Annotated in this window: 13 protein-coding genes; 6 read left to right on the top strand and 7 right to left on the bottom strand. The window is 71.1% G+C overall.

The annotated features are described in order from the left end of the window. Both WMF33_RS47200 and WMF33_RS47195 read left to right on the top strand, forming a co-directional pair. A complete protein-coding gene (locus WMF33_RS47200) occupies positions 1–501 on the top strand; it encodes an SRPBCC family protein (RefSeq protein ID WP_437334700.1) in 501 nt (166 codons plus the stop codon). Positions 502–1,225: 724 nt separating this feature from the next. Continuing rightward, a complete protein-coding gene (locus tag WMF33_RS47195) occupies positions 1,226–6,187 on the top strand; it encodes an AAA family ATPase (protein ID WP_437334699.1) in 4,962 nt (1,653 codons plus the stop codon). Between the two features lie 45 nt (positions 6,188–6,232). Here the strand turns inward: WMF33_RS47195 and WMF33_RS47190 are convergent, their stop codons facing one another. The 3 genes from WMF33_RS47190 to WMF33_RS47180 form a co-directional block, all read right to left on the bottom strand. Further along, positions 6,233–7,222 carry a terpene synthase family protein gene (locus WMF33_RS47190; RefSeq protein ID WP_437334698.1) on the bottom strand — a complete coding sequence of 330 codons (990 nt, stop codon included), beginning with the start codon at positions 7,220–7,222 and terminating at the stop codon, positions 6,233–6,235. 74 nt (positions 7,223–7,296) lie between these two features. Next, complete coding sequence (locus WMF33_RS47185; RefSeq protein ID WP_437334697.1) at positions 7,297–8,460, bottom strand: cytochrome P450; 1,164 nt, start codon at positions 8,458–8,460, stop codon at positions 7,297–7,299. A gap of 1,409 nt (positions 8,461–9,869) precedes the next feature. Next, complete coding sequence (locus tag WMF33_RS47180; protein ID WP_437334696.1) at positions 9,870–11,063, bottom strand: serine hydrolase domain-containing protein; 1,194 nt, start codon at positions 11,061–11,063, stop codon at positions 9,870–9,872. Between the two features lie 189 nt (positions 11,064–11,252). Between WMF33_RS47180 and WMF33_RS47175 the strand changes: the two genes are divergently transcribed. The 4 genes from WMF33_RS47175 (at position 11,253) to WMF33_RS47160 (ending at position 15,262) form a co-directional block, all read left to right on the top strand. Further along, on the top strand, positions 11,253–11,921 hold the full coding sequence (locus WMF33_RS47175; RefSeq protein ID WP_061629046.1) for a TetR/AcrR family transcriptional regulator: 669 nt from the start codon (positions 11,253–11,255) through the stop codon (positions 11,919–11,921). A gap of 54 nt (positions 11,922–11,975) precedes the next feature. Next, positions 11,976–12,740, top strand: coding sequence for an SDR family NAD(P)-dependent oxidoreductase (locus WMF33_RS47170; protein WP_437334695.1), 765 nt, complete (start codon positions 11,976–11,978; stop codon positions 12,738–12,740). Between the two features lie 34 nt (positions 12,741–12,774). After that, complete coding sequence (locus WMF33_RS47165; RefSeq protein WP_437334694.1) at positions 12,775–13,476, top strand: DJ-1/PfpI family protein; 702 nt, start codon at positions 12,775–12,777, stop codon at positions 13,474–13,476. Between the two features lie 265 nt (positions 13,477–13,741). Next, entirely contained in the window at positions 13,742–15,262 is a 1,521-nt protein-coding gene (locus WMF33_RS47160) for an ATP-binding cassette domain-containing protein (RefSeq protein WP_437334693.1), read from the top strand. Positions 15,263–15,307: 45 nt separating this feature from the next. Here WMF33_RS47160 and WMF33_RS47155 read toward each other — a convergent pair whose 3' ends face one another. The 4 genes from WMF33_RS47155 to WMF33_RS47140 all read right to left on the bottom strand — a co-directional run bounded on the left by WMF33_RS47155 (position 15,308) and on the right by WMF33_RS47140 (position 21,749). Beyond that, on the bottom strand, positions 15,308–17,569 hold the full coding sequence (locus WMF33_RS47155) for a S46 family peptidase (RefSeq protein ID WP_437334692.1): 2,262 nt from the start codon (positions 17,567–17,569) through the stop codon (positions 15,308–15,310). Between the two features lie 273 nt (positions 17,570–17,842). Continuing rightward, positions 17,843–19,378, bottom strand: a complete 1,536-nt coding sequence (locus tag WMF33_RS47150; RefSeq protein WP_437334691.1) for an Eco57I restriction-modification methylase domain-containing protein — start codon at positions 19,376–19,378, stop codon at positions 17,843–17,845. Between the two features lie 55 nt (positions 19,379–19,433). Further along, complete coding sequence (locus WMF33_RS47145; protein ID WP_020741734.1) at positions 19,434–19,694, bottom strand: hypothetical protein; 261 nt, start codon at positions 19,692–19,694, stop codon at positions 19,434–19,436. 63 nt (positions 19,695–19,757) lie between these two features. Continuing rightward, on the bottom strand, positions 19,758–21,749 hold the full coding sequence (locus WMF33_RS47140; protein ID WP_437334690.1) for an ABC-F family ATP-binding cassette domain-containing protein: 1,992 nt from the start codon (positions 21,747–21,749) through the stop codon (positions 19,758–19,760). Between the last annotated feature and the right edge of the window lie 65 nt (positions 21,750–21,814).

Below are 21,814 nucleotides of genomic sequence, written 5' to 3'. Positions count from 1 at the left end.
ATGTCGGCCGACGTCGTCCCGCCGATCCGGCGCTCGCTGATCGTGCCGCTCTCGCAGGCGGACGCCTTCGACCTGTTCGTCCGGCGGATCGCCGACTGGTGGCCGCTCGCCACGCACTCGGTGGGGCGCGGCGCGGCGGCGTCGTGCCACATCGAGCCGTCGGTCGGCGGCCGCGTCTTCGAGCGGGCTCGGGACGGCACCGAGGCGCTCTGGGGGACGGTCGTCGCCTGGGACGCGCCGTGGCGGCTCGCGTTCACGTGGCACCCGGGCCGCGCGCCCGCCGCGTCGCAGGAGGTCGAGGTGCAGTTCGTCGAGCTCGTGGCGGCGCAGACGCGGGTCGAGGTCGTGCACCGCGGCTGGGACCGGGCCGGCGAGCGCGCGGCGCCGATGCGCGCCCGCCACGACGAGGGCTGGCAGGTCATCCTGGCGCGCTTCGAGGCGCTCTCCCGCGGCGAGATCGCGCTGCCGGAGCCACGCGGGCCCGGCGGGTGCAACGCCTGACCGGGCCCTCGGTCGTCCTGCTCTCCCCACATGAGCTCACGCGACACCCACCTTTCCCACCACGAGCTCAGCCCCCTTCCCTGCCCCTGGCCCGCGCCCGCGACGTCGCCGCCGTGACCGCGCGTGGATCACGCCGCGCCTCGCCCGATTGCGAACGAGCCGATTGCGCTCCAACGCAATGACCTGTCGACATGCGGACTCGCCGCGAATATCAGGAGCTCCCCTAAGGGGTTCCGTCCATCCTGGTGTTCCATGGCGTTTCCTGCGCGCGGGGCCAAAGCATCGTGGCTCTCGCGGGGCGAAGCCGTCATCACGTGATGTACACGCCGTCGAGCGCGCCTGCGCCGCGGGGGCCGTGAGCGCTCGCACGGCGACGAGAGGCCGGCGTCGCATTCGCTCCGGCGCTCCAACGGGCTCGCGCGCCGAAGCCGTGACGCGCGGCGTCTCGACCGCGGAGCCCCGCGTGAGAGCGCACGATCCGTGCGGTGGAGAAGCGGCGGTTCGACCTTGACACAAGCCGCTCGTTTCGATTGCTTACGGTGATGCGCCCCGCCGAGCACGTCCGTTTTTCCGACGGTTCGCACGGTTCGCGCGGTTCGCGCGCGCTTCCAGCGACGCAGCCGATCTCCGCGCCCCTGAGGACTGCCGTCTTCCCGGGGCCTCCTCGACACAGACCGAACACCGCGCCGGATCGATAGCCTTATCATTCCAGGGGGTAGCAGTCATGGTGGAACTACTGAATCACGAGCTGCTCGACACGCTGCACGACGGAGCTCGCAGCAGCGTCTACCTCGGCCGGAAGAAGAGCACGGGCAAGATGTGCGTCATCAAGGTGGCGCGCAAGGGCGTCAATGGCACCCGCAACGTCGCGATCCTGAAGCGCCAGTACGAGATCACGCGGAACCTCGACCTCGATGGCGTCGTCAAGGTCTACGACCTCGAGGTCCGCCTCGATTACGCCGCGCTCATCATGGAGTACTTCGCGGGCCGCTCGCTTCGCGCGATCATCGACGAGGGCATCGGCGAGAGGGGCAATGGCCGGGGCATCGGGCTCGTGCAGTCGGTCCGGATAGCGCTGCAGCTCGCGGACACGCTCGGCGCCATCCACGAGCGGAACATCATCCACAAGGACATCAAGCCCAGCAACATCATCGTCGACAGCGACGTGAGCACGTCGAAGCTCACGGATTTCTCCATCGCCTCGCTCCTCCCGGGGGAGCGCGCGGCGGTGTACGACCCCTGGTCGGCCGGCGAAGGCACGCTCCAGTACATCTCGCCCGAGCAGACGGGCCGGATGAACCGCTCGATCGACTTCCGCTCGGACTATTACTCGCTCGGCGTCACGCTCTACGAGCTCACGACGCGGCGGCTCCCCTTCGAGACGACGGATCCGCTGGAGCTCGTGCACCATCACATCGCGAAGACGCCCGTCGCGCCGCACCTCCTCCGGCCGGAGATCCCGGAGGCGCTCTCCAGGGTCATCATGAAGCTCTTGTCGAAGACGGCGGAGGAGCGGTATCAGAGCATCTTCGGCCTCAAGGCGGATCTCAAGGCCTGCCTCGACATGCTGGAGCACGGCGCGCCAGCGCTGGACTTCGTGCCGGGGAGGAAGGACAAGCCCACGAGGCTCCAGATATCGCAGCGGCTGTACGGCCGGCAGGAGGAGGTGGGCGCGCTCCTCTCGGCGTTCAGGAGCATCAGCGGCGCGGGGGGCCCGTCGGAGCTCGTCCTCGTCGCCGGCTACTCCGGCGTCGGCAAGTCGGCGGTGGTGAGCGAGATCCACAAGCCGATCGCGAAGCAGGGGGGTTATTTCGCCGCCGGCAAGTTCGACCAGTTCACGCGCAACGTCCCGTACGCCGCCGTCATCGCCGCGCTGCGGGAGATCGTCCGGCAGATCCTCACCGAGAGCAAGGAGGAGCTCGCCGACTGGAAGGCGCGGATCCTCGCGGCGGTGGCCCCGAACGGCCGCGTCATCGCCGAGGTGATCCCGGAGATCGAGCTCATCCTCGGCGAGCAGCCGCCCGTCCCGGCCCTCGGCGCGATGGAGACGCGGAACCGGTTCAACCTCACGTTCCGGAGCTTCATCGGCGCGATCGCGCTGAAGACGCGGGCGCTCGTGCTGTTCCTCGACGATCTCCAGTGGGCCGACACGGGCTCGCTCAACCTCATCAGCGTCCTCCTGGAGGACGCCGACATCCGCCACCTGCTCCTGCTCGGGTCGTACCGGGACAACGACGTGGACGACGCGCACCCGCTCCGGGTGACGCTGAGCGCGCTGCTGCGCAGCGGGGCGCGCGTGCGCACGATCACGCTGAAGCCGCTCGCGCCCGAGCACGTGAATCAGCTCGTGTCCGACACGCTCGACGCGCCTCCCGAGGAGTGCCGTCCGCTCTCGGACATCATCTTCGCGAAGACGCACGGCAACCCCTTCTTCACCATCCAGTGCCTCGAGAGCGTCTGTCGCGACGGTCACCTGCGCTTCAGCTCGGAGACGGGCGCCTGGACGTGGAACATCGCCGACATCGAGCGGATGGACGTCGCGGCCAACGTCGTCGATCTCATGGTCCGGCGGATCCAGGGGCTCCGCGCGTCGACGCAGCGGGTCCTGAAGCTCGCCGCGTGCATCGGCAACCAGTTCGATCTGAGGATCCTCGCCCTCCTCCACCACAAGGACGTGCGCGCCACCGACGAGGATCTCTGGGACGCGCTGGACGCGGGGCTCGTCGTGCCCGTCGACGGCGACTACAAGATCGCGCGCTTCCTCGACGAGGACGAGGAGGGCCCGGTCACGTTCAAGTTCCTGCACGACCGCGTGCAGCAGGCGGCCTACAAGCTGCTCACGCAGATCGAGCAGGAGAGGACGCACCTGGAGCTCGGCCGGCTCCTCATCAGCGAGACCCCGATCGAGTCGATCGAGGAGCGGATCTACGACATCGTGATGCACCTCAACGTGGGGGCGGAGCTGATCGTGGACCGGCGAGAGCGCTACGAGGCGGCGCTGCTCAACCTGAGGGCCGGACAGAAGGCGAGGCGCTCCACCGCGTACGGCCCCGGGGTGCAGTGCCTCCGCGCGGCGGCGGACTTCCTGCCGGAGGACGCGTGGGAGGCGAACCACGATCTGGCGCTCGCCGTCTACACGGATCTGGTCGAGCTGGAGTACCTGGCGATGGACTTCGAGCGCGCGGAGGCGTGCGCGAAGGTCGCCGTGGACCGCGCCAGGGACGTGCTGGAGAAGATCCGGATCTACGAGCTGCGCATCCAGTTCTGTCTATTGCAGAACCGGATGAACGAGGCCATCGAGCTGGCGCTGAGCGTGCTCGCCCTGCTCGAGGTCCCGCTGCGCAGCGCGCCGCCGCCGGACGTCGACACGGCCGGCCTGGCGAAGCTCCCCTCGATGACGAACGAGCGCATGCGGGCGGCGATCCGCATCATGTGCACGGCGACCCCCGCCGTGTACCTCGCGCAGCCGGCCCTGGTCCCGCAGTTCGCGTTCACGATGGTGGACATCTGCATACGGCACGGCAACTCGCCGCTCGCCGCGTTCGCTTATCTGATCTACGGCGTCGTCCAGTGCTTCATGAACGAGACCGACCGGGCCTTCGCCCTCGGCGGTCTGGCCATCGATCTCACCCGTCGGTTCGGCGCGGTCGACCTGGAATCCAAGATCCACGCCACCGTGCACGTGCTCATCTACCACTGGAAACGGCACCTCCGGGAGACGATCGATCCGCTGCAGCACGCCGTGCAGGTCGGCCTGGACACGGGCGACATCGAGTACGCGCTGCACGGCTCGATTCACCACTCGCTGCACTCGTTCCTCGTGGGCGACGAGCTCGCCGAGGCCGAGCGGCGGCTGAAGCACTCCGTCGATCTCTCCCTGAAGCTGAACAACCAGTACTCGCTTTATTACGCCAGCATCTGGCGACAGCTCGTGAAGGGCCTGCAGGATCCGTCCGCGGAGAAGCTGCGGCTCGTCGGGGAGAGCTTCGACGAGACCACGATGATGCCGCGCCTCGGGCAGAGCAGGACCTCGATCTTCTCGTTTCACGTGGCGAAGGCGATGCAGCTGTACACCTTCGGCCACGCGGCGCAGGCGTACGACTGCCTCCGCGCCGCCGAGGAGTACCAGGACGCGGTCGGCGGCATGGCCATCGTCGTCGAGCACAACTTCTACTACTCGCTCTCGATCCTCGCCGCGCTGGGCCGCGCGGCGGAGGGCGAGCAGGGCGCCGCGCTCGCCAGGGTCGAGGAGAACCAGCGGCGGCTCGAGGCCTGGGCGAGCGCCGCCCCGGCGAACAACCGCCACAGGCACGACCTCGTGAGCGCGGAGCTCGCGCGCGTGAAGCAGGAGGTGGTGGAGGCCATGGCCCTGTACGACCGCGCGATCGAGGGCGCCCGGAAGCATGGATACATCCAGCACGAGGCGCTCTCGTGCGAGCTGGCGTCGGCGTTCTACCGATCCATCGGCCGGCACGAGATCGCTCACCACTACATGACGCTGGCTTACCGAGGGTACGCGCTCTGGGGGGCGAACGCGAAGTGCCATAGCCTCGTGTCCGCGTTTCCGCACCTCATGCTCGAGGGCACGCCCGAGCCGCCCTCCTCGGTGGCGGTGACCAGCCACGACGGCGCGACCCTGGACCTGCTCAGCGTCGTCAGGGCGTCGCAGGCCGTCGCCAGCGAGATCGTCCTGGAGAAGCTGCTGGAGAGCCTCATGACGATCGTGCTCGAGAACGTCGGCGCGCAGTCCGGCGCGCTGGCCCTCGCGCGCGGCGAGGGCCTCTTCGTCGAGGTGGAGGGGACCACCCAGCCGAAGCAAGCGCACGTGCTGAGGAGCGTCCCCGTCGACTCGTTCGGCAGAGCCCCGCGCTCGCTCATCAGCTACGTGCAGCGCACGCAGACGAGCGTCCTCCTGGACAACGCGGCCGAGGAGACCCGGTTCTCGACCGATCCTTACATCCAGGAGAAGCGCCCGAAGTCGCTGCTCTGCTCTCCCGTCATGCGTCAAGGTCGGCTGATCGGCGTGCTCTACCTCGAGAACAACCTCTCGACCGGCGTCTTCACGAAGGATCGCCTCGAGCTCCTGGGCATCCTCTCGTCGCAGATCGCGATCTCCATCGAGAACGCGAAGATGTACGAGGGGCTCGAGAGGGAGGTCTCCGCGCGCACCGAGGAGCTCCGGAGGTCCAACGAGCAGCTCCGCGCCGTCAACGACAGGCTGCAGGTGGAGCTCGCCGAGCGCGTCCGCCTGCAGGAGGAGCGCGTCCAGATGCAGGAGGAGATCATCCGGAGCCAGCGAGATCGGCTGCTCGAGCTGTCGACCCCGTTCATCCCGATCACCGACGACATCATGGTGATGCCGATCATCGGGACCATCGACGACAAGCGGGCTGCGCAGATGATCGAGACCGCGATGCAGGGCGTCGCGGCCAGCGCTGCGAAGGTCGTGATCGTCGACGTCACCGGCGTCAAGAGCGTGGACACGAGCGTGGCGAGCAGGCTGATGAGCCTGGCCCACGCCGTGGGCCTGCTCGGGAGCCGGGCCATCCTGACGGGGCTCCGTCCCGCCGTGGCGCAGAGCCTCGTCGCGCTGGGCGTGGATCTCGGCTCGATAGAGACGCGGGCCAACCTCAAGGCGGGCATCGCGTACGCCATGAGGCGCACGGCCGCGAGGTTGCACGCGTAAATGCACGCATAACTGCACGCGTAGCCGCACGCATACCGCGAGCGCTCAGCCGGCGTGCGCGGCGACCCCGGGCACCTCGGCGTAGCGGAGCGCGGCGATCGCCCAGCGCTGATGGCCCGCGATCATCGCGTCGGTCGCGTCCAGGTACTGGCGGATCCCGTCCGTCGGCCACAGCGAGAGCACCCTGTCCTTCACGTCCTGGTAGTCCGAGACCCGCTGGTCGTGCATGCGCCTGAGGCGCGCGGTGGCCTCCTCCAGCGTGACGCCGTCGCTGTCTCGCAGCACGACGATCAGGTTGTGCACCTCGCCCGACCGCAGCTCCTTCTCGAGCGAGAAGTAGTCGTTCGTCCAGCACAGGATATCGTTGCAGATCTCGCGGACGCTCCGGAGCAGCGGGTGCTGGACGACCTCGAGGGGCAGCGGCTGATCGAGCTGCAGCTCCATCAGATCACAGTAGGGGTAGACCGCCCCGCTGTAGCGCCTCATCATGACGTACTCCTCGAGGCGTGGGACCCTCCCGCGCATGCGGTTGTTCGCCTCCCACAGGTTGGCCTCGTAGTAGTACTGGAAATGCGAGAGCCATCGGTTCAGGAAGAAGTGGGGGTTACCTTCCCTGATCCTGTCGCGGATATCGAGCAACCCGCGCGTCAGCGGGTCGTCCATGTCCGGCTGCACATAGCCGAAGAGCTCGCCCAGGTATTTCTCGTTCAGCCTCGCGACGCCTTGAGGGTCCGCGCTGAGCGAGCCCTCGTCGTAAGCGTCGTCCAGCAGGAACAGCACGGCCGTGAAATCGGACGCGACCTGCAAGACCTGCACGTTCGCGGAGGGGAACACCCACCCCGCCAGGTGAGCGACGCTCGCCGCCTTGATGCGCCAGAGCGCCCGCTCGTCGGGCGCCAGCCGCAGCCGGCGCACCCACTGCAGCGTGCGGCGCTCGGCGGCGTCGACCATGGGGTGACACGACGCAGAGAACGGATACTCGAAGTGGTCCGCTTCGTTCTTGCTGACCACGACGCTTGTTCGACCGGACGACATCCTACACTCCAACGCAAACCGTGAATCTTCTTCTGCTTTCATGGGTGGTGAGCCGCGCGCGAGCGGCGATGTCGTCAGGCGGGGATCACCTCGACGGGGAGCGCGAGCGGACAACGGGTGTTGAGGGAGACGTTCCAGTCGAGGCGCTCGGCGCGGAGCTCGACGCGCCGGTAGCGGCGCAGGAGCTCATCGAGCACGACCCGGGCCTGCGCCCGGGCCAGCATGGCCCCGATACAGGCATGAGCGCCGTGGCCGAACGCCAGGCTCGCCGGCGCGCGGCGCGCCGGATCGAAGAGATCGGGGTCCTGGAACTTCGCCTCGTCGCGCAGCGCCGAGCCCACGAGCAGCGCCACCACGGCGTGCGCGGGGACCCGGACGCCCGAGAGCTCCGTCTCGGCGAGGGTGAGCCGCATCGTCGCGTGCACGGGAGGCTCGAACCGCAGCACCTCCTCGATGAAGTGCGCGCTGAGCCCGGGCTCCGCCCGCAAGCGATCCATCCAGACCGGGCGACGGGCGAGGATCAACGCCGTGTGGGTCATCAGCGTGACGGCCGTCTCCAGCCCTGCGACGAAGAGCAGGAAGAGAAAGCCCATCAGGTCCTCGTCGGTCAGCGCGCAGTCGTTCACCCGCGACCGGAGCAGGCCGCTCACCAGATCGCTCCCCGGCTGGCGACGGCGGCTCTCCAGCAGCTCTCTCATGCACGTCTCCATCTCGTCGATGGTCCTGCGCACCTCGAAGAGCCGCCGCTCGTCGTCCGGCGCGATCGCCGCGACGCCGAGGATGTCCGTCGTCCAGCGCTGGAAGCTCCCCTGTCGCGCCGGGTCCAGGCCGAGCAGCTGGACGAGGACGTTCGCCTGCGCCGGATGTGCGAAATCAGACACGAAGTCGACCACGCGGCGCCGCGACATCTCGTCGGCGAGCCGCGCCGCCGTCGAGCGCATGTCGGCTTCCAGCGAGCCGACCGTGGCGGCGGTGAACGCGCGGCCGATGAGGTTGCGCAGCTGGCTGTGCCGCGGCGGGTCTGCGAGGATCAGCGAGTCGGACAGGGGGTTGTGGCGCTGCAGGTGAGGCGGCTCGGAGGCGACGCGCAGCCCCGCCGACGAGAACACCTGCGTATCTTTCAGCGCCGCGACGACGTCGTCGTACCGCGTGACGACCCACATCCCGTTCGGCTCGACCTGGCACACCGGCGACCCTCGCCGCAGCGCCGCATAGAAGGGGTATGGGTTCTCTCGCACATCGGGGGCAAACAAGTTCAGTCGAGTCATTGGGCTCTCCTGTGACGTGGGGAGGACACGGCCGCAACGCCATGACGGCGCACGTCCACCAACGTGCAGTGGGGTGGTGCCTCAGATGTTGTTCTGGGCGGCGCTATGGCGTTGGTCGGCGCTGCTCCGAGAACAGCTTGCCTAGCGCTGGAGAGAGCACCCGTCGGACGACTCGGGACGCAACCCCGCAATACTCTGGTGCGTGGCCACCTGGGCGCATCGCTCGCCTGCAAGGCGCTTCGCGGCCGCCGCGCGGCGCGAGCCATGGGCTCGGCTCCCGCGCGGCGTGGCCGCGTTCCTCGGTCGTCGTCGCGCTCGCGATGATGCGAGCGCGCGACTCACGATCGCCTGGACTGCAGCGAGGGCATCTCCCGGTGCATCATGAGACCAGAGCCAACGAGAGAACCGTTAAGCTCTCTTCATTGCTGCGGACGTCCGATGAGTCGTCGGTGCTCCTCCATCTGATGACAGCGTGGTATATACGATGCGGACAAATGCGCAACTGTATTCTTTGTAGGAGAATTCCTCACGACGACGTTGGCGCGTTGGCTCGCGCGTTCGCGCGTTCGGGCGTGGGTTCAGTCACGCGTTCGAAGCGTCGGGCATACCGAGTCTGCAGGCGCGGTGGCCGACGGCGACAGCAAGGCAGCGTAAATAAAAATACATTTCTGCGCGCCCGACGCGCGCTTGTCCTCATGGAGGCGGCGCCGGCGAGACCTACTGCACCTGGACGACACTGCAGTGGCCATCCGGTGGACAAGCATTGCGATCCCTGGCCAGCGGCGACCGGATGATCCGCATGAGCTCTCGGGAGCGACTGTGCAGCAATGAAAGCCTCGCTCACCGCGCATTTCATCTCTGAATGCATGACGCGCGGCCCGGGCACACCGCCTCGGCGCGCGCTCCATGGAGCGCGCCTCATCGACGACAGAGCCCGAGGCGTGCGTTGGATCGAACGCCCGTGGCCCCTTCCAGAGATGCTGGCGGCGAAGTAATTCACTTTCGATGTGACGCGGATTGCAGCGAGACAGCACTGCACGACGTCGAGCTCGCCCGCTATGCAAGATGAACGCCTCGCTCCGTCCCGGAGCGCGATCACCGTTCCCGGAGGTGGTCGCGGCGGCCGTGACGCGGCGCGATCGATCCCACGCGCGGCTGGCCGCACCCGCCGCAGCCGTCGCGCGCCGCCGCGTCGGCCGGGGCGGCGGGCCGTCGACGTGCCGCGACGTCGCGCGCCGCCGCCGAAGGACGAGAGCCCCCCGGCGGCGGTGAGATTTCAACAGGATCGCGGGAGAGCGGGAGGAGGGCGGGAACAGGAGATCATGGATCTCCGTCACTCCATGGTAACGCGCACGCCGGCAATGCGGCACCACCGGCCCTCAGGCGGAGGTCTTCAGGCACGCGTAGAGCGCCGACGCGAGCGTCTCGGCCCGCGCGTCGGTCGTGAGCGCGAGGACCATGCGGTTCGGGAGGAAGGCGAAGCCGACCCGGGAGACGGGATCCGCGAAGCCGATCGCGCCGCCGAACCCGGGGTGGCCGAACGCCTCGTCGTGCGGGCCCATGCCCACGCTCGCCGAGGGCCGCATGTAGCCGAGGCCGACCCGGAGCGGGTTGCCCCAGATGAAGTCGTTGCCGTCGTACTGCACCTCGATATGGCGAGCCGTGGAGTCGGCCGAGACCACCCGGACGCCGTCGAGCTCTCCGCCCGAGGCGAGCATGGCGTACAGCCGGGCGACGCCGCGGGCGGTCCCCACCCCATTGCGGGACGCGAGCTCCGCCCGCCAGAACGTCGGGTGGTTCATCCCATCCCGGATCATGTCCCCGAAGCGCCGGTGGGGGCTCATGAACATCGCCTTGCCGGGCGGCGTGTCGGCGTTGAGGAACTTGTAGAACTGGTCGGTATCCGTGATCGGATCGGGGCTCATCCACGCGACCCGGTGGTGCTCGGCCTCGGGCAGCCCGATCCAGTACTCGGCCCCGAGCGGCCCCGCGATCTCGTCGCGCAGGTAGGTCCCCAGGCTCTTGCCCGTGACGCGGCGGACGATCTCGCCGACGAGCCAGCCGTAGGTGGCCGTGTGGTAACCACACTGCGTCCCCGGCTCCCAGACCGGCGGCGCCGCCTCGATGAGCCGGAGGATCGCCTCGCTGTCGAGCAGCGTCTCGGGGCGGTCGAGGCGCACGCGCAGCTCGGGGTCGGGGAACCAGGGCAGCCCGGCGCTGTGGCCGAGGACCATGCGCACCGTGATCGCGCCCTTGCCTTCCGCCGCGAACTCCGGCCAGTACGCGGCGACCGGCGCGTCGACGTCGAGCTTGCCCTGGTCCGCGAGCCGCTGCGCCACGAGGGCGGCGACGCCGATGCCCACGGCGGCCCCGCACGCGAGGGTGTCCGCGGTCCACGGGACGCCGGGGCGGGCCTCGCCTCCCCAGAGGTGGGCGACCTCGACGCCGTCCACGTAGGCGCAGAACGACGCGCCGGCTTCGCCCTGTCGCGTGAGGTTCTCGACGAACGCGTCGCGAACGCGCTCGAAGCCAGGGGCCACGCTTCCTTGGATCATCGGCTGGGTGCTGGTCACGGATCGGTCCTTGGTAGAAAGGGGGTGCGCGGGGCGGGTGCCGCCCTCACGCCTCCATCATCGCCCAACTCGCCCGCCATCGCCCATCTGGCGGCGCGGCGGGCGACCGCGCCGCGTCCGCGATCCCGCCCACAGCCCGGCGCGCCTCCTTGACCATGCGACCGATCGGTCATATGACTGATCGGTCGCATGCCGAAGAGCACGTTCTTTGGGCTGCCCGAGGAGCGGCGGGACCGCCTCGTGCGCGAGGCGATCGCCGAGTTCGCGGATCGGACCTACGCCGAGGCGTCGCTGTCGCAGATCGCGCGCCGCGCCCGCATCCCGAAGGGCAGCTTCTATCAGTACTTCGAGGACAAGCTCGATCTGTACCGGTGGCTGCTCACCGAGGAGGCGCCGCGGCGCAAGCGCGAGTTCGTCGGCGCCGCGGCCCTGGAGGGCGACCTCTGGGCGCGGCTCGAGGCCCAGATCGAGCGCGGCATGGCGTTCCTCGTCGAGCACCCGCGCCTCGCCCGCCTGTCGGCCGCGGCCGCGGACCCGACGGCGGACGCCGAGGTCCGCGGCCTGCACCGGGCCATCTGCGAGGCCGGCGTCGCCGAGCTCCGGGCCCTGCTCGAGCAGGGCGTCGCGAGCGGCGCCCTCCGCGCGACCGACACGAGCCTCGAGGTCGCGACGCGCCTCGTCTCCGCCGTCGTCGGCCCCGGGCTGACCGAGGTCGTGCTCCAGGAGCTCGGGGCCGAGCTCCACGAGGTGCTGGCCTCGGACGCGCTGCGCAAGCAGCTCGGTCCGAAGCGCCGCCGCCGCCTCGCGCAGCAGGCGGTGCGGTTCATCCGGAGCGGCCTCGGCGCGGACGCCGCGTAGTTCCACGCGGCCTCGGCGCGGACGCCGCGCGGTTTCACAAGGAAGGGAGCTGTCATGATCACGTACGACTTCTCCGGGCGGGTCGCCCTCGTCACCGGGGGCACCTCCGGCATCGGCCTCGCGACGGCGCGGGCGTTCGCGCGCGGCGGGGCGCGGGTCGCGGTGGCCGCGCGCGGCGAGGACGCCGGGCGGCGGGCCTGCGCGGCGATCGAGCGGGAGGGCGCGCCGCCGCTGTTCGTCCCGACCGACGTGCGGGACGAGGCCTCGGTGCGGCGCGCCGTGGAGCAGACGGTGCAGCGCTTCGGCCGGCTCGACGTCGCGGCGAACTGCGCGGGCGTGGGCGGCGACATGGCGCGCCTCGAGGACGCCGACCAGGCGGTGTGGGACGACGTCATGGCGGTGAACGCCCGCGGGGTCTGGCTGGCCATGCGGCACGAGATCCCGGCCATGCTCGGGTCGGGCGGGGGCGCCATCGTCAACATGAGCTCGATCTACGGCGTCGCCGGGAAGGCCGCGCACCACGCGTACGTCGCGTCCAAGCACGCGGTCGTCGGGATGACGCGGTCGGTGGCGCTCGAGGTCGCGCCGCGGGGGATCCGCGTGAACGCGCTCTGCGCCGGCGTCACCCGCACGCCCGCGATGGAGCAGGCCGAGGCGTTCGCGCCCGAGCTGGTGCGGGCGCTCGTCGCGCAGCACCCGCTGGGGCGCATGGCGACCGAGGACGAGATCGCGGGCGCCGCGCTGTGGCTTTGCTCGGAGGGCGCGGGCTACGTGACCGGCGCCGCGCTCCCGGTCGACGGCGGCTTCCTGGCCGCGTAAGGATCTCGGCTCGCCAACCCACCACGGAGGGCCCATGCAAACTAGGCAGATCGCGTTCCTCGTGTATCCGGACATGACGCTGCTCGACCTCGTCGGGCCGCTCCAGGTCATCAAGAACCTCGAGCGCTTCGGCGCGTTCGACGTCGTCACCGTCGGAGAGCGGCTCGAGCCCGTGCCCACCGACGTGGGCCTCGGCGCGCAGCCGGAGCGGACGTTCGAGCAGGTTCCGGCGCCGTTCGGGCTCGTGGTCCCGGGCGGCCTCGCCGGCCCGATCAAGGCCATCGCGAACGACGGGCTCATGGCGTACGTCCGCGCCGCGGGGAGGAGCGCCGAGGTGCTCGGCTCGGTGTGCACCGGGTCGATCATCCTCGCGGCGGCGGGGCTGCTCGAGGGGCGCAGCGCGACCACGCACTGGACCTTCCTCGAGCACCTCGGCCGCCTCGGGGCGGTCCCGGTGCGCAAGCGGTGGGTCGAGGACGGCAACGTCATCACGGCCGCGGGCGTGTCGGCGGGCATCGACATGGCGCTCGCCCTCGTCGCGCGGCTCGCGGGCAACGAGGTGGCGCGCACGATCCAGAGCCTCATCGAGTACGACCCCGAGCCGCCCCTCGGCCCCATCGACTGGCGCTGGGTCGAGGAGGCGAAGCTCGGGCCCGCGCTGCTCGAGAGCGTGACCCCGAGCCTGCGGGAGCTCCTGGCCGGAAAGCCCGAGCTCGCGGCAAAGCTGTTTCCCTGAGGCCCAGTCCGCCGGGGGAACGTGCCTGACGCGCGCCCTTGCGGCGCCGCGACACCGCGCCGCCTGCGGGGCGGAGGTTGCGTGAGCCAGGTCCGTCTGTTACAGAGTGCGGCTGACGCAAGAGGAGAGTGCTCCGGTGAAGATCAGCTCCTGAATCGGTCTCCGTCGCGGGTCGCGAGCGCGCCAGGTCGCATGAGCCCTGGCGCGCGGCGCAGCCCGCCCGTCCCGTGACCGGGCCGCGTGGCCCTCGGATTCAGGAGCTTGTATGTCGTCGTTGCGCGCGCACCGCCTCTCCTTTGCTTATTCCGACGCGTCCCCGATCCTCACCGACGTCGATCTCTGCCTCACGCCCGGCTGGTACGGGATCGTCGGGCCGAACGGCGCCGGCAAGACCACGCTGCTCCGGCTCTTCTCCGGCGACCTCGAGCCCGACGCCGGGGGCCTGCGCGTCGAGCCGCGGGGCGCGACGATCGCGGTCTGCCCGCAGGCCGTGGAGCACGCGGACGCGGCGATCCGCGCGCTCGCCGAGGCCGAGGACGGCCTCGCGCGCCGGCTGCGCGGCGAGCTCCTCCTCGACCCGGCGGAGCTCGAGCGCTGGGCCACGCTGTCGCCGGGCGAGCGCAAGCGGTGGCAGATCGGCGCGGCGCTCGCCGCCGAGCCGGACGTGCTCCTGCTCGACGAGCCGACGAACCACATCGACGCGGACGCGCGGGCGCTGCTCGCCGGCGCGCTCGGCGGATTCCAGGGGATCGGCGCGTGCGTCTCGCACGATCGCGAGCTCCTCGACGCGCTGACGGTCGGCACGATCCGGGTCGACAGGGCCGCGGCGCGGCTCTACCCCGGCGGGTACAGCGCGGCCAAGGAGCTCTGGGAGTCGGAGGCGCGCGGCCGCGAGGAGGCGCACCAGCGGCTGCGCGCCGAGGAGCGGCAGCTCCGCCGCCGGCTCGGCGAGGAGCGGCGGACGCAGGCCGCGGCCGACGCGGAGCGGAGCACGAAGAACCGGGTCAAGGGCCCGCGCGATCACGACGCCCGCGGCATGCTCGCGGGCATCCGGGTGGCCGCGGCCGAGGCGCGGCTGTCGCGCACCGTGGGCGTGACGCGGCGCAAGCTCGAGAAGGTGTCGGCCGAGGCGGGGGAGTTCGAGTTCGAGAAGGCCGTGGGCCGCAGCGTGTTCGTCGATTACGAGCGGTCGCCCGCGCCGTGGCTGTTCGTGCTCGACGCGCCCGAGATCCGCGCCGGCGGCGAGGGGCGGGCGCTGCTCCGGGACGTGCGGCTCAGCGTCGGCCGCGAGGACCGCATCCGGGTCGCGGGCCCGAACGGCAGCGGCAAGACCACGCTGGTGAAGGCGCTGCTCGAGGGCGCGCGGGTGCCGTCCGAGAAGGTGCTCTATGTGCCGCAGGAGCTCGGCGAGGCGGAGGAGCAGGCGCTGCTCGCGCGGGCGCGGCGCCTGCCCCCGGAGGAGCGCGGGCGGGTGATGTCGCTGGTGGCGGCGCTCGGGGTGGAGCCGGGCCGGCTGCTCGCGTCGGCGCGGCCGTCGCCGGGCGAGGCGCGCAAGCTGATGATCGCGCTCGGGCTCGGGCAGCACGCGTGGGCGCTGGTGCTGGACGAGCCGACCAACCACCTCGATCTGCCCTCGATCGAGCGGCTGGAGCGCGCGCTCGCCGACTACCCGGGCGCGCTGCTCCTCGTCACCCACGACCGGGCGTTCGGCAGGAGCTGCACGTCGATCCTGTGGACGGTGGCCGAGGGCGAGGTGCGGGTCTCGTCCGACGACGCCGGCGCGTGACGATGCGGTCGCATCGGATCGCGCGCCGGCGCCGCCCGGGCTGAGTTACGGGAGGACGGGCGAGCCGCCCATCTCCTTGAGCACGGCGTCGGCGCCGGACACGGCGTCCATCACCCATTGCATGTAGCGGTGATCGACGTGGATGGTCCGGGTGATCGACGGCATGAAGAGCCAGTCGGAGGCCATCGCCTCGTAGTTGCCGTCGAAGGCGAGGCCGACGAGCTCGCCGCGCGCGTTCAGCGTGGCGGAGCCGGAGTTGCCGTTGGTGATGTCGAGATCGCTGAGGAAGCAGACCGGGATCTCGCCGAGATCGTCGTCCACGTACGGGCCGAAGCGCCGCTCGCGGGCGGCCTCGAGCAGGGGCTCCGGGGTGTCGAACGGCGGCTTGCCGGTGGTCTTCTTCACGACCTCGCTGAGGACGGTGAACGGCCGATAGACCGGCTTGTCGAGCTCCGGGCGGTAGCCCCGCACCGTGCCGTAGGTGATGCGGAGGGTGCCGTTCGCGTCGGGCGCGAGCATGCCGCCCCGGTACGCGCGGAGCGCCTCGACGAAGCGCGGCTTCACGAGGGCCATCGCCCCGGCGTAGGCCTTGTCGCGGGCCTCGATGGCCTTGTCGACGGGCGCGAGCGCGAGGGCCAGGCGGATCATCGGATCCCCGCTCGCCTTGAGCTCCTCGGTCGTCGCCGTCTTGAGCAGCTTGACCCGGGTCGCCGCGTCCTCGAGCGCCGTCTTCTCATAGAGGGCGTCGACCGCCGCGCCGAGGGCGGCCTCGGTCGGCGGCACCCCGCCCGCGAGGCTCCCGACGAGCGCCGGCCTGTCCTTCGGATCGAGCCGCAGCGCGCGCTTCAGGGCCAGCTTGAAGGTGCTCCGGTCGATCGCGCGGTCGTAGGACTTCTGCAGCGACACCTGCGCCTGCTCGAGCCGCTCCCAGTTGCGCTGCTGGTACTCGGCCTCGCGCTCGGCGTCCGGCTTGGACCGCTCCTCCGCCATGCGCACGAGGGTCACCGCCGCGTCGAGGAGCCTCGCGGACGAGAGGATCTCCCCCACGGCCGCGTCGTGGTCGCGCGTCGTCCGCTGGTCGTCGTGCAGCGCGGCGATCTTCTCGATCACGCCGCCGTAGGCCGCCTTGCGCTCCGGGTCGGCGTCGATCCAGGCCTTGAGCTCGCCCTCCAGCTTGGCCTTCTCCTTGGCCAGGCCGCCCTGGACCAGCCCCTCGAGGAGGCCGCGCGTCTTGAGCAGGTAATTGCTGTAGCCCTGGATGGTGGAATGCGCCTTGATGCGCACCGCCGGGTCGTTCTTGCCGAGACCCTCCAGGAGGGCGATCGACTCCTCGTAGAACGAGACCCGCTTCGGGTACTGCCACGACACGGCGGACTCCACCTCCGCCGCGGTCCGGAGCCGGTTCGTCGTGCCGGGGTAGCCGGCGACCATCACCAGGTCGCCCTGGTGGAGCGGCGCGGAGGCGAGCTTCAGGTGGTGCGCCGGGCGGTAAGGCACGTTGTCGTCCGCGTGGCTCGCGGGGCGGTTGTCCTTGCCGACATAGGCCCTGAAGAAGGTGAAATCTCCGGTGTGGCGCGGCCAGCGCCAGTTGTCGACGTCGCCGCCGAAGTTGCCGATGGCCTCGTGCGGGGCGTAGACGAGGCGGACGTCCTTGATCTCCAGCTGCTCGATCAAGGAGACCTGGCCGCCGCCGAAATACTCGGCGATGGAGCACCGGATCTCCGGGCGCCCCTCCTCGCACGCGGCCACGAGCCGCTTCTTGCGCCGCTCGATCTCCTCATACCGCTCGAGATCGCCCGAGATCGCCTCGAGGCCGCGCCGCACCTCGCCGGTGACGTCGCGGAAGGCGCGGGTCACGAAGACGCGCGCGGTGGGGCCGGCCCACCGCTCCTCGGCGCGGGTCCTCGCGAGGTAGCCGTTCGTCAGGAGATCCTGCTCCGGGGTGGAGTTGTACTGGAGCGCCCGCGTGGCGCAGTGATGGTTGGTCGCGATGAGCCCGTCGGGCGAGACGAACGACGCCGAGCAGCCGCCGAGGCTCACCACCGCGCCGAGCGGGGACGCCGTGGGATCGGTGAGCGACGCCGGATCGATCTCGAGGCCGAGCGCCTCGAGCTGATCCTTGTGTTGCGCCATCTGCTCGGGCATCCACATTCCGCCGGGGTTCTCGAACGGCGCCCCCTGGCCGGGCCCCGAGGCCGGCGGCTTCGTATCGCCCGCTTGCGGCCGCTCCGATCCGCAGCCCGGCGCGAGCGCGGAGAGGGCGAAGAGCGCGAGGAGCGCGTGACCACGCAGAGAGGAATGAAACATGCGGTGTTGTTACCATCGCCGGTCGATAAAGCAACCACACCGCATCTTTCGCACAGCAGAAGATGCGGTGAAGCGAGCCACGCGCGCGCACGAGACTCGCCATTTTCCTCGGAGAGAGCATTCCCCTCGTGGCGATGGACACCGGCTCTCGTCGATGTCCCCGAAGGCGAGGTTCGCCGGCTTCGGCGCGCCCGCCGAAACGCCATGTTCTCTGCGTCCGGCGCCGGACTGGCATTCACGGCATGCCGGCGGGCCGCCGCCGGGGAGGGCGCCTCACGGGCCCGCGCCGAGCGCCTCCTCGACGGCGCGATCGATCTCGCGCTGGCCGAGGGCGCGATCGCCGGTGCGGGCGCCGAGCCGCTCGAGCGACGCCGCGGCGGGGTACGTGAGCCGCCGGAGGTCGGCGGCGTTGACCTGCGTGTGGCCGCTCCACTGCCGGAAATACGTGTCGACGAGCGTGGAGCTCAGGAACGCGCGCAGGCCGCGGGCGAGGAGCGGCGGCAGCCCGGCGCCGCCCCGGTGATAGACGTTGAGGTGGTTCTCGAAGCCCACGCGCGCGCAGGGCACCCCCTCCGGATCGAACACGGCCGCCGTGATGCGCCGGCGCTCCTCCTTCGAGGAGCAGCGCTTGACCACGACATAGGTCCCGCTCGGCATCCAGAGGTGGGCTGTCGCGGCGCAATCGACCAGGGCGTTCGGCTTCTTTCCGGGCCTCGGCCAGCGGACCACGCCGGCGTCGAGGTGCGCGGGGTAGATGAGCGGCGCGGTGTCCGCCGCGGGGTCCGTGCGGAGGAGCGCCCGAGCGCGGAAGTCGACGACCTTGCCCGTGGAGATCGAGAGGCCGAGATCGGCGAGGCGCGCGGGCAGCCGCGCGAACGCGTCCGCCACGTCCTTCCCGGCCTGATCCGGGACGACGTGGATGAAGCGCTCCGGGTCGCCCGGCCGCACCACCTCGGCGAGGGGGACCACCCGCGCCGCGATCGGCCCGTCGTCCGGGCCGTTGCTCGACGAGACGAGCACGGCGCCCGGCGGCGCGCCCTTCACGCCGCAGACGACGACGTTCTCCTGCAGGATGTCGTCCTCCGCGAACGCCGCCGTCCGCGACTCGAAGACGTGCACCCGGAAGAGCGACATCTCGCGCAGGAACAGCTCGCGGAAGGCGCGAAAATAAGGGCCGTTGCAGAAGCTCCTCGGCGTGATGGCGACGAGCTCGCCGCCGGGATCGAGGACGCGCACCGCGAGCGCCAGGAACGCGGCGTAGAGGTTGCTCGCCTCGATCCCGGCGCGGCGCAGCGCGCGCCGGGCCGCCGAGCGGGCGCCGAGCTTCTTGTAGGGCGGGTTCAGGATCGCGTGGGTGAAGCCCGCGCGCGGCCCGGGCAGGGAGAGCTCCTCGACGGCCGCGGCGATGAAGTCGGCGCGGACGGCGCGCCCGTGGAACGCGATGCCCGCCGCGCGGCAGGCGTCGCGGCACGCGCGCATGCCTTGGGAAAGATGCTTTACCAGCGCGGCGTCGAGCTCGTAGCCGACGGCGACGATGTCCGTCGGCGGGTCGGGCCGGGAGCACGCCTCGGCGACGAGCGCCGCGGTGAGGGAGCCGACGCCCGCGCCGGCGTCGAGGACGCGGACCGACCCGCCGAGGCGCTGGAAGAGCGACGCCATGAACGAGGCGAGGCGGGGGGGCGTCAGGAACTGGCCGAGCTCGGAGCGCCGGGCGGGGTCGAGGCGCAGGGACGCCTGCGCTCGGTGGCGATCGACCGTCTGGAGCAGGGACGCCGGCGGCGAGCGCCGGAGCTCTCGGGCTGCGCTCATCGGCTGGCCGCCATGGGTGCCGGGGGGCCGGTCGCGCGGGTCGCGCCGGGGCGGCTCAGTCGACCTGGTGGGCCCGGAACGAGACGACCGCCCCGCTGGTCTCCAGGCAGCGGTGGATCCAGGGGGCGTCGCTCGCGCGCACGGCGATGAGCCGGACGTCGCCGGCGCCGTCCAGCGCCTTGAGGCCCTGGAAGCCGACCGCCTCCGCTTCCTGGAGGGTCATGATCTGCGCGCCGGTCTCGCGCAGCACCTCGGCGCTGAGCAGGTCGGCGCTGCCTGTCCCCGGGGCGAGGACCACCTCGAACACGGTCATCATGGGGCCATGGTCGCCGGGCGGCGGAGCGCCGACAAGGGCCGTCGCATGGGCCCGCGCGGCCGGTCACCCCTTGCCGGCGGCCTCGCGCTTCGTCTCGAGCTCCTCCCACCGGCTGACGAGGCGCGCGGCCTCCTGCTTTTCGCGATCGAGCTCGGCGAGCAGCCCCGCGACGTCCGCGCCGCGGCTCGCGTAGAGCGTCGGATCGGCGAGCTTGGCCTCGAGCTCGGCGACCTTCTGCTCGGCCGCGTCGATCCGCCCGACGATGCCCTCGAGCTCGGTCCGCTCGGCGAACGTGAGCTTCGGCTTGTCGCCGGCCCGCGCCGCGGGCTTCGCCGCCGCCTGCGCGGGCCGGGGCTCCGCGGCCTGCGCCTTCGCGGCCCGCGCCGCCGCCTCCGCTTCCGCCTCGGCCGCGGCGTGGGCGCGCTGCTCGCGGTAGGCGTCGTAGTTGCCCGCGTACCGCACCACCCGGCCGCCGCCCTCGAACGCGAGGATCGAGGTCGCCACCCGGTTCAGGAACCAGCGGTCGTGGGTCACGACCAGCGCCGAGCCGTCGAGCTCGATGAGCATCTCCTCGAGCGCGGCCAGGGTCATCACGTCGAGGTCGTTCGTGGGCTCGTCGAGGATGATCACGTTGACGCTCTGGGTGAGCATCTTCGCCAGGGCGACCCGCGCCCGCTCGCCGCCGGACAGCGAGCCCACCGGCTGCCGCGCCTTGTTCGGATCGAAGAGGAACCGCTCCAGGTAGCTGCGCACGTCCATGGATCGGCCGCCGACCTCGACGCGCGTGTGCGAGCCCGCGATGTTCTCGAAGATCGATTTGTCGAGGTCGAGCCCGCTGCGGTGCTGGTCGAAGTAGGCGACGCTCGTGTTCTTCCCGAGCACGACCTCGCCTTCCATGGTGGGCCCGCGCGGGTCGGCGGGCGCCGCGCCGTCGGCTCCGGCCTCGAGCTGGCCGAGGATCGCCCGGAGCATCGTTGTCTTGCCCGTCCCGTTGCGGCCGACGATGCCGACGCGCTCGCCCTTGGTCAGGGAGAAGTCGAGGCCGCGCACGAGCCATTTGCCGTCGACCGCGAGGCCGAGCTTCTTCAGCTCGAGGATGGTCTTGCCGGTGCGCACCGACTCGACCGAGAGCTGCGCGGTGCGCTCGGCCTTCGGCGGCGGGGCGGCCTTGGTCGTCTCGGCGCGCTGGATGCGCGCCTTCTGCTTGCCGGTGCGCGCCTTCGGCTGGCGCCGCAGCCACTCGAGCTCGGTGCGCAGGAAGTTCTGCCGGTTCGACTCGGTGCGCGCCTCGAGCGCGAGGCGCTCGGCCTTCTGCTCGAGGTACTCCTCGTAGCCGCCGTCGTAGCTGTAGACCTTGCCCTTGTCGATCTCGAGCGTCCGCTCGACGACCCGGTCGAGCAGGTAGCGATCGTGGGTGATGAGGAGCAGGGCGCCGGGGTGCTCCTCGACGAGGTAGCGCTCGAGCCACTCGACGGTCTCGACGTCGAGGTGGTTGCTGGGCTCGTCGAGCACGGCGAGGGCGGGTCGCGAGACGAGCAGGCGGGCGAGGGCGACGCGCCGGCGGTCGCCGCCGCTGAGCACGCTCATGGGCGCGTCGGGCCGGGTGACGCCGACGTGGCCGATGATGGCGTCGACCCGGTGCATCATGTCCCACCCGCCGAGCCGCTCGACGTCGGCCGCGGCCTCGGTCTGCTCGGCGAGCAGCGCCTCGGCGTCGCCGGAGCCGGCGGCCAGCGCGCGGCTCACCTCGTCGTGGCGGGCCTTGGCGGCGTGCCACGCGGAGAGCCCGGCGAGCACGACGTCGCGCGCGGTGTCGGACGGCTCGAAGACCGGGTCCTGGGAGAGGACGCCGATCTCGGCGCCGCGGCGGCGGGAGATGGTGCCGCCGTCCGGCTGCTCGACGCCCGCGAGGATGCGGGCGAGCGTGCTCTTGCCGGAGCCGTTCAGCCCGACGAGGCCGACGCGCTCGCCCGTGCGGATGGTGACGGAGACGCCGTCGAGGATGGTCTGCGGGCCGAAGGCTTTGTGGAGATCGTGAGCGGTGAGGACGGGCACAGGGCGCGGAGCTTAGCGCAGCGGCCGCCGCATGGGCCCGCTTTGCTGCGAGGGCGCTGTCACCG

Source organism: Sorangium sp. So ce394 (assembly GCF_051474665.1).
Lineage (GTDB): Bacteria > Myxococcota_A > Polyangia > Polyangiales > Polyangiaceae > Sorangium > Sorangium cellulosum_D.
Note: the sequence above shows the minus strand (reverse complement) of the source record. Positions and strands in the feature narration are given on the sequence as shown.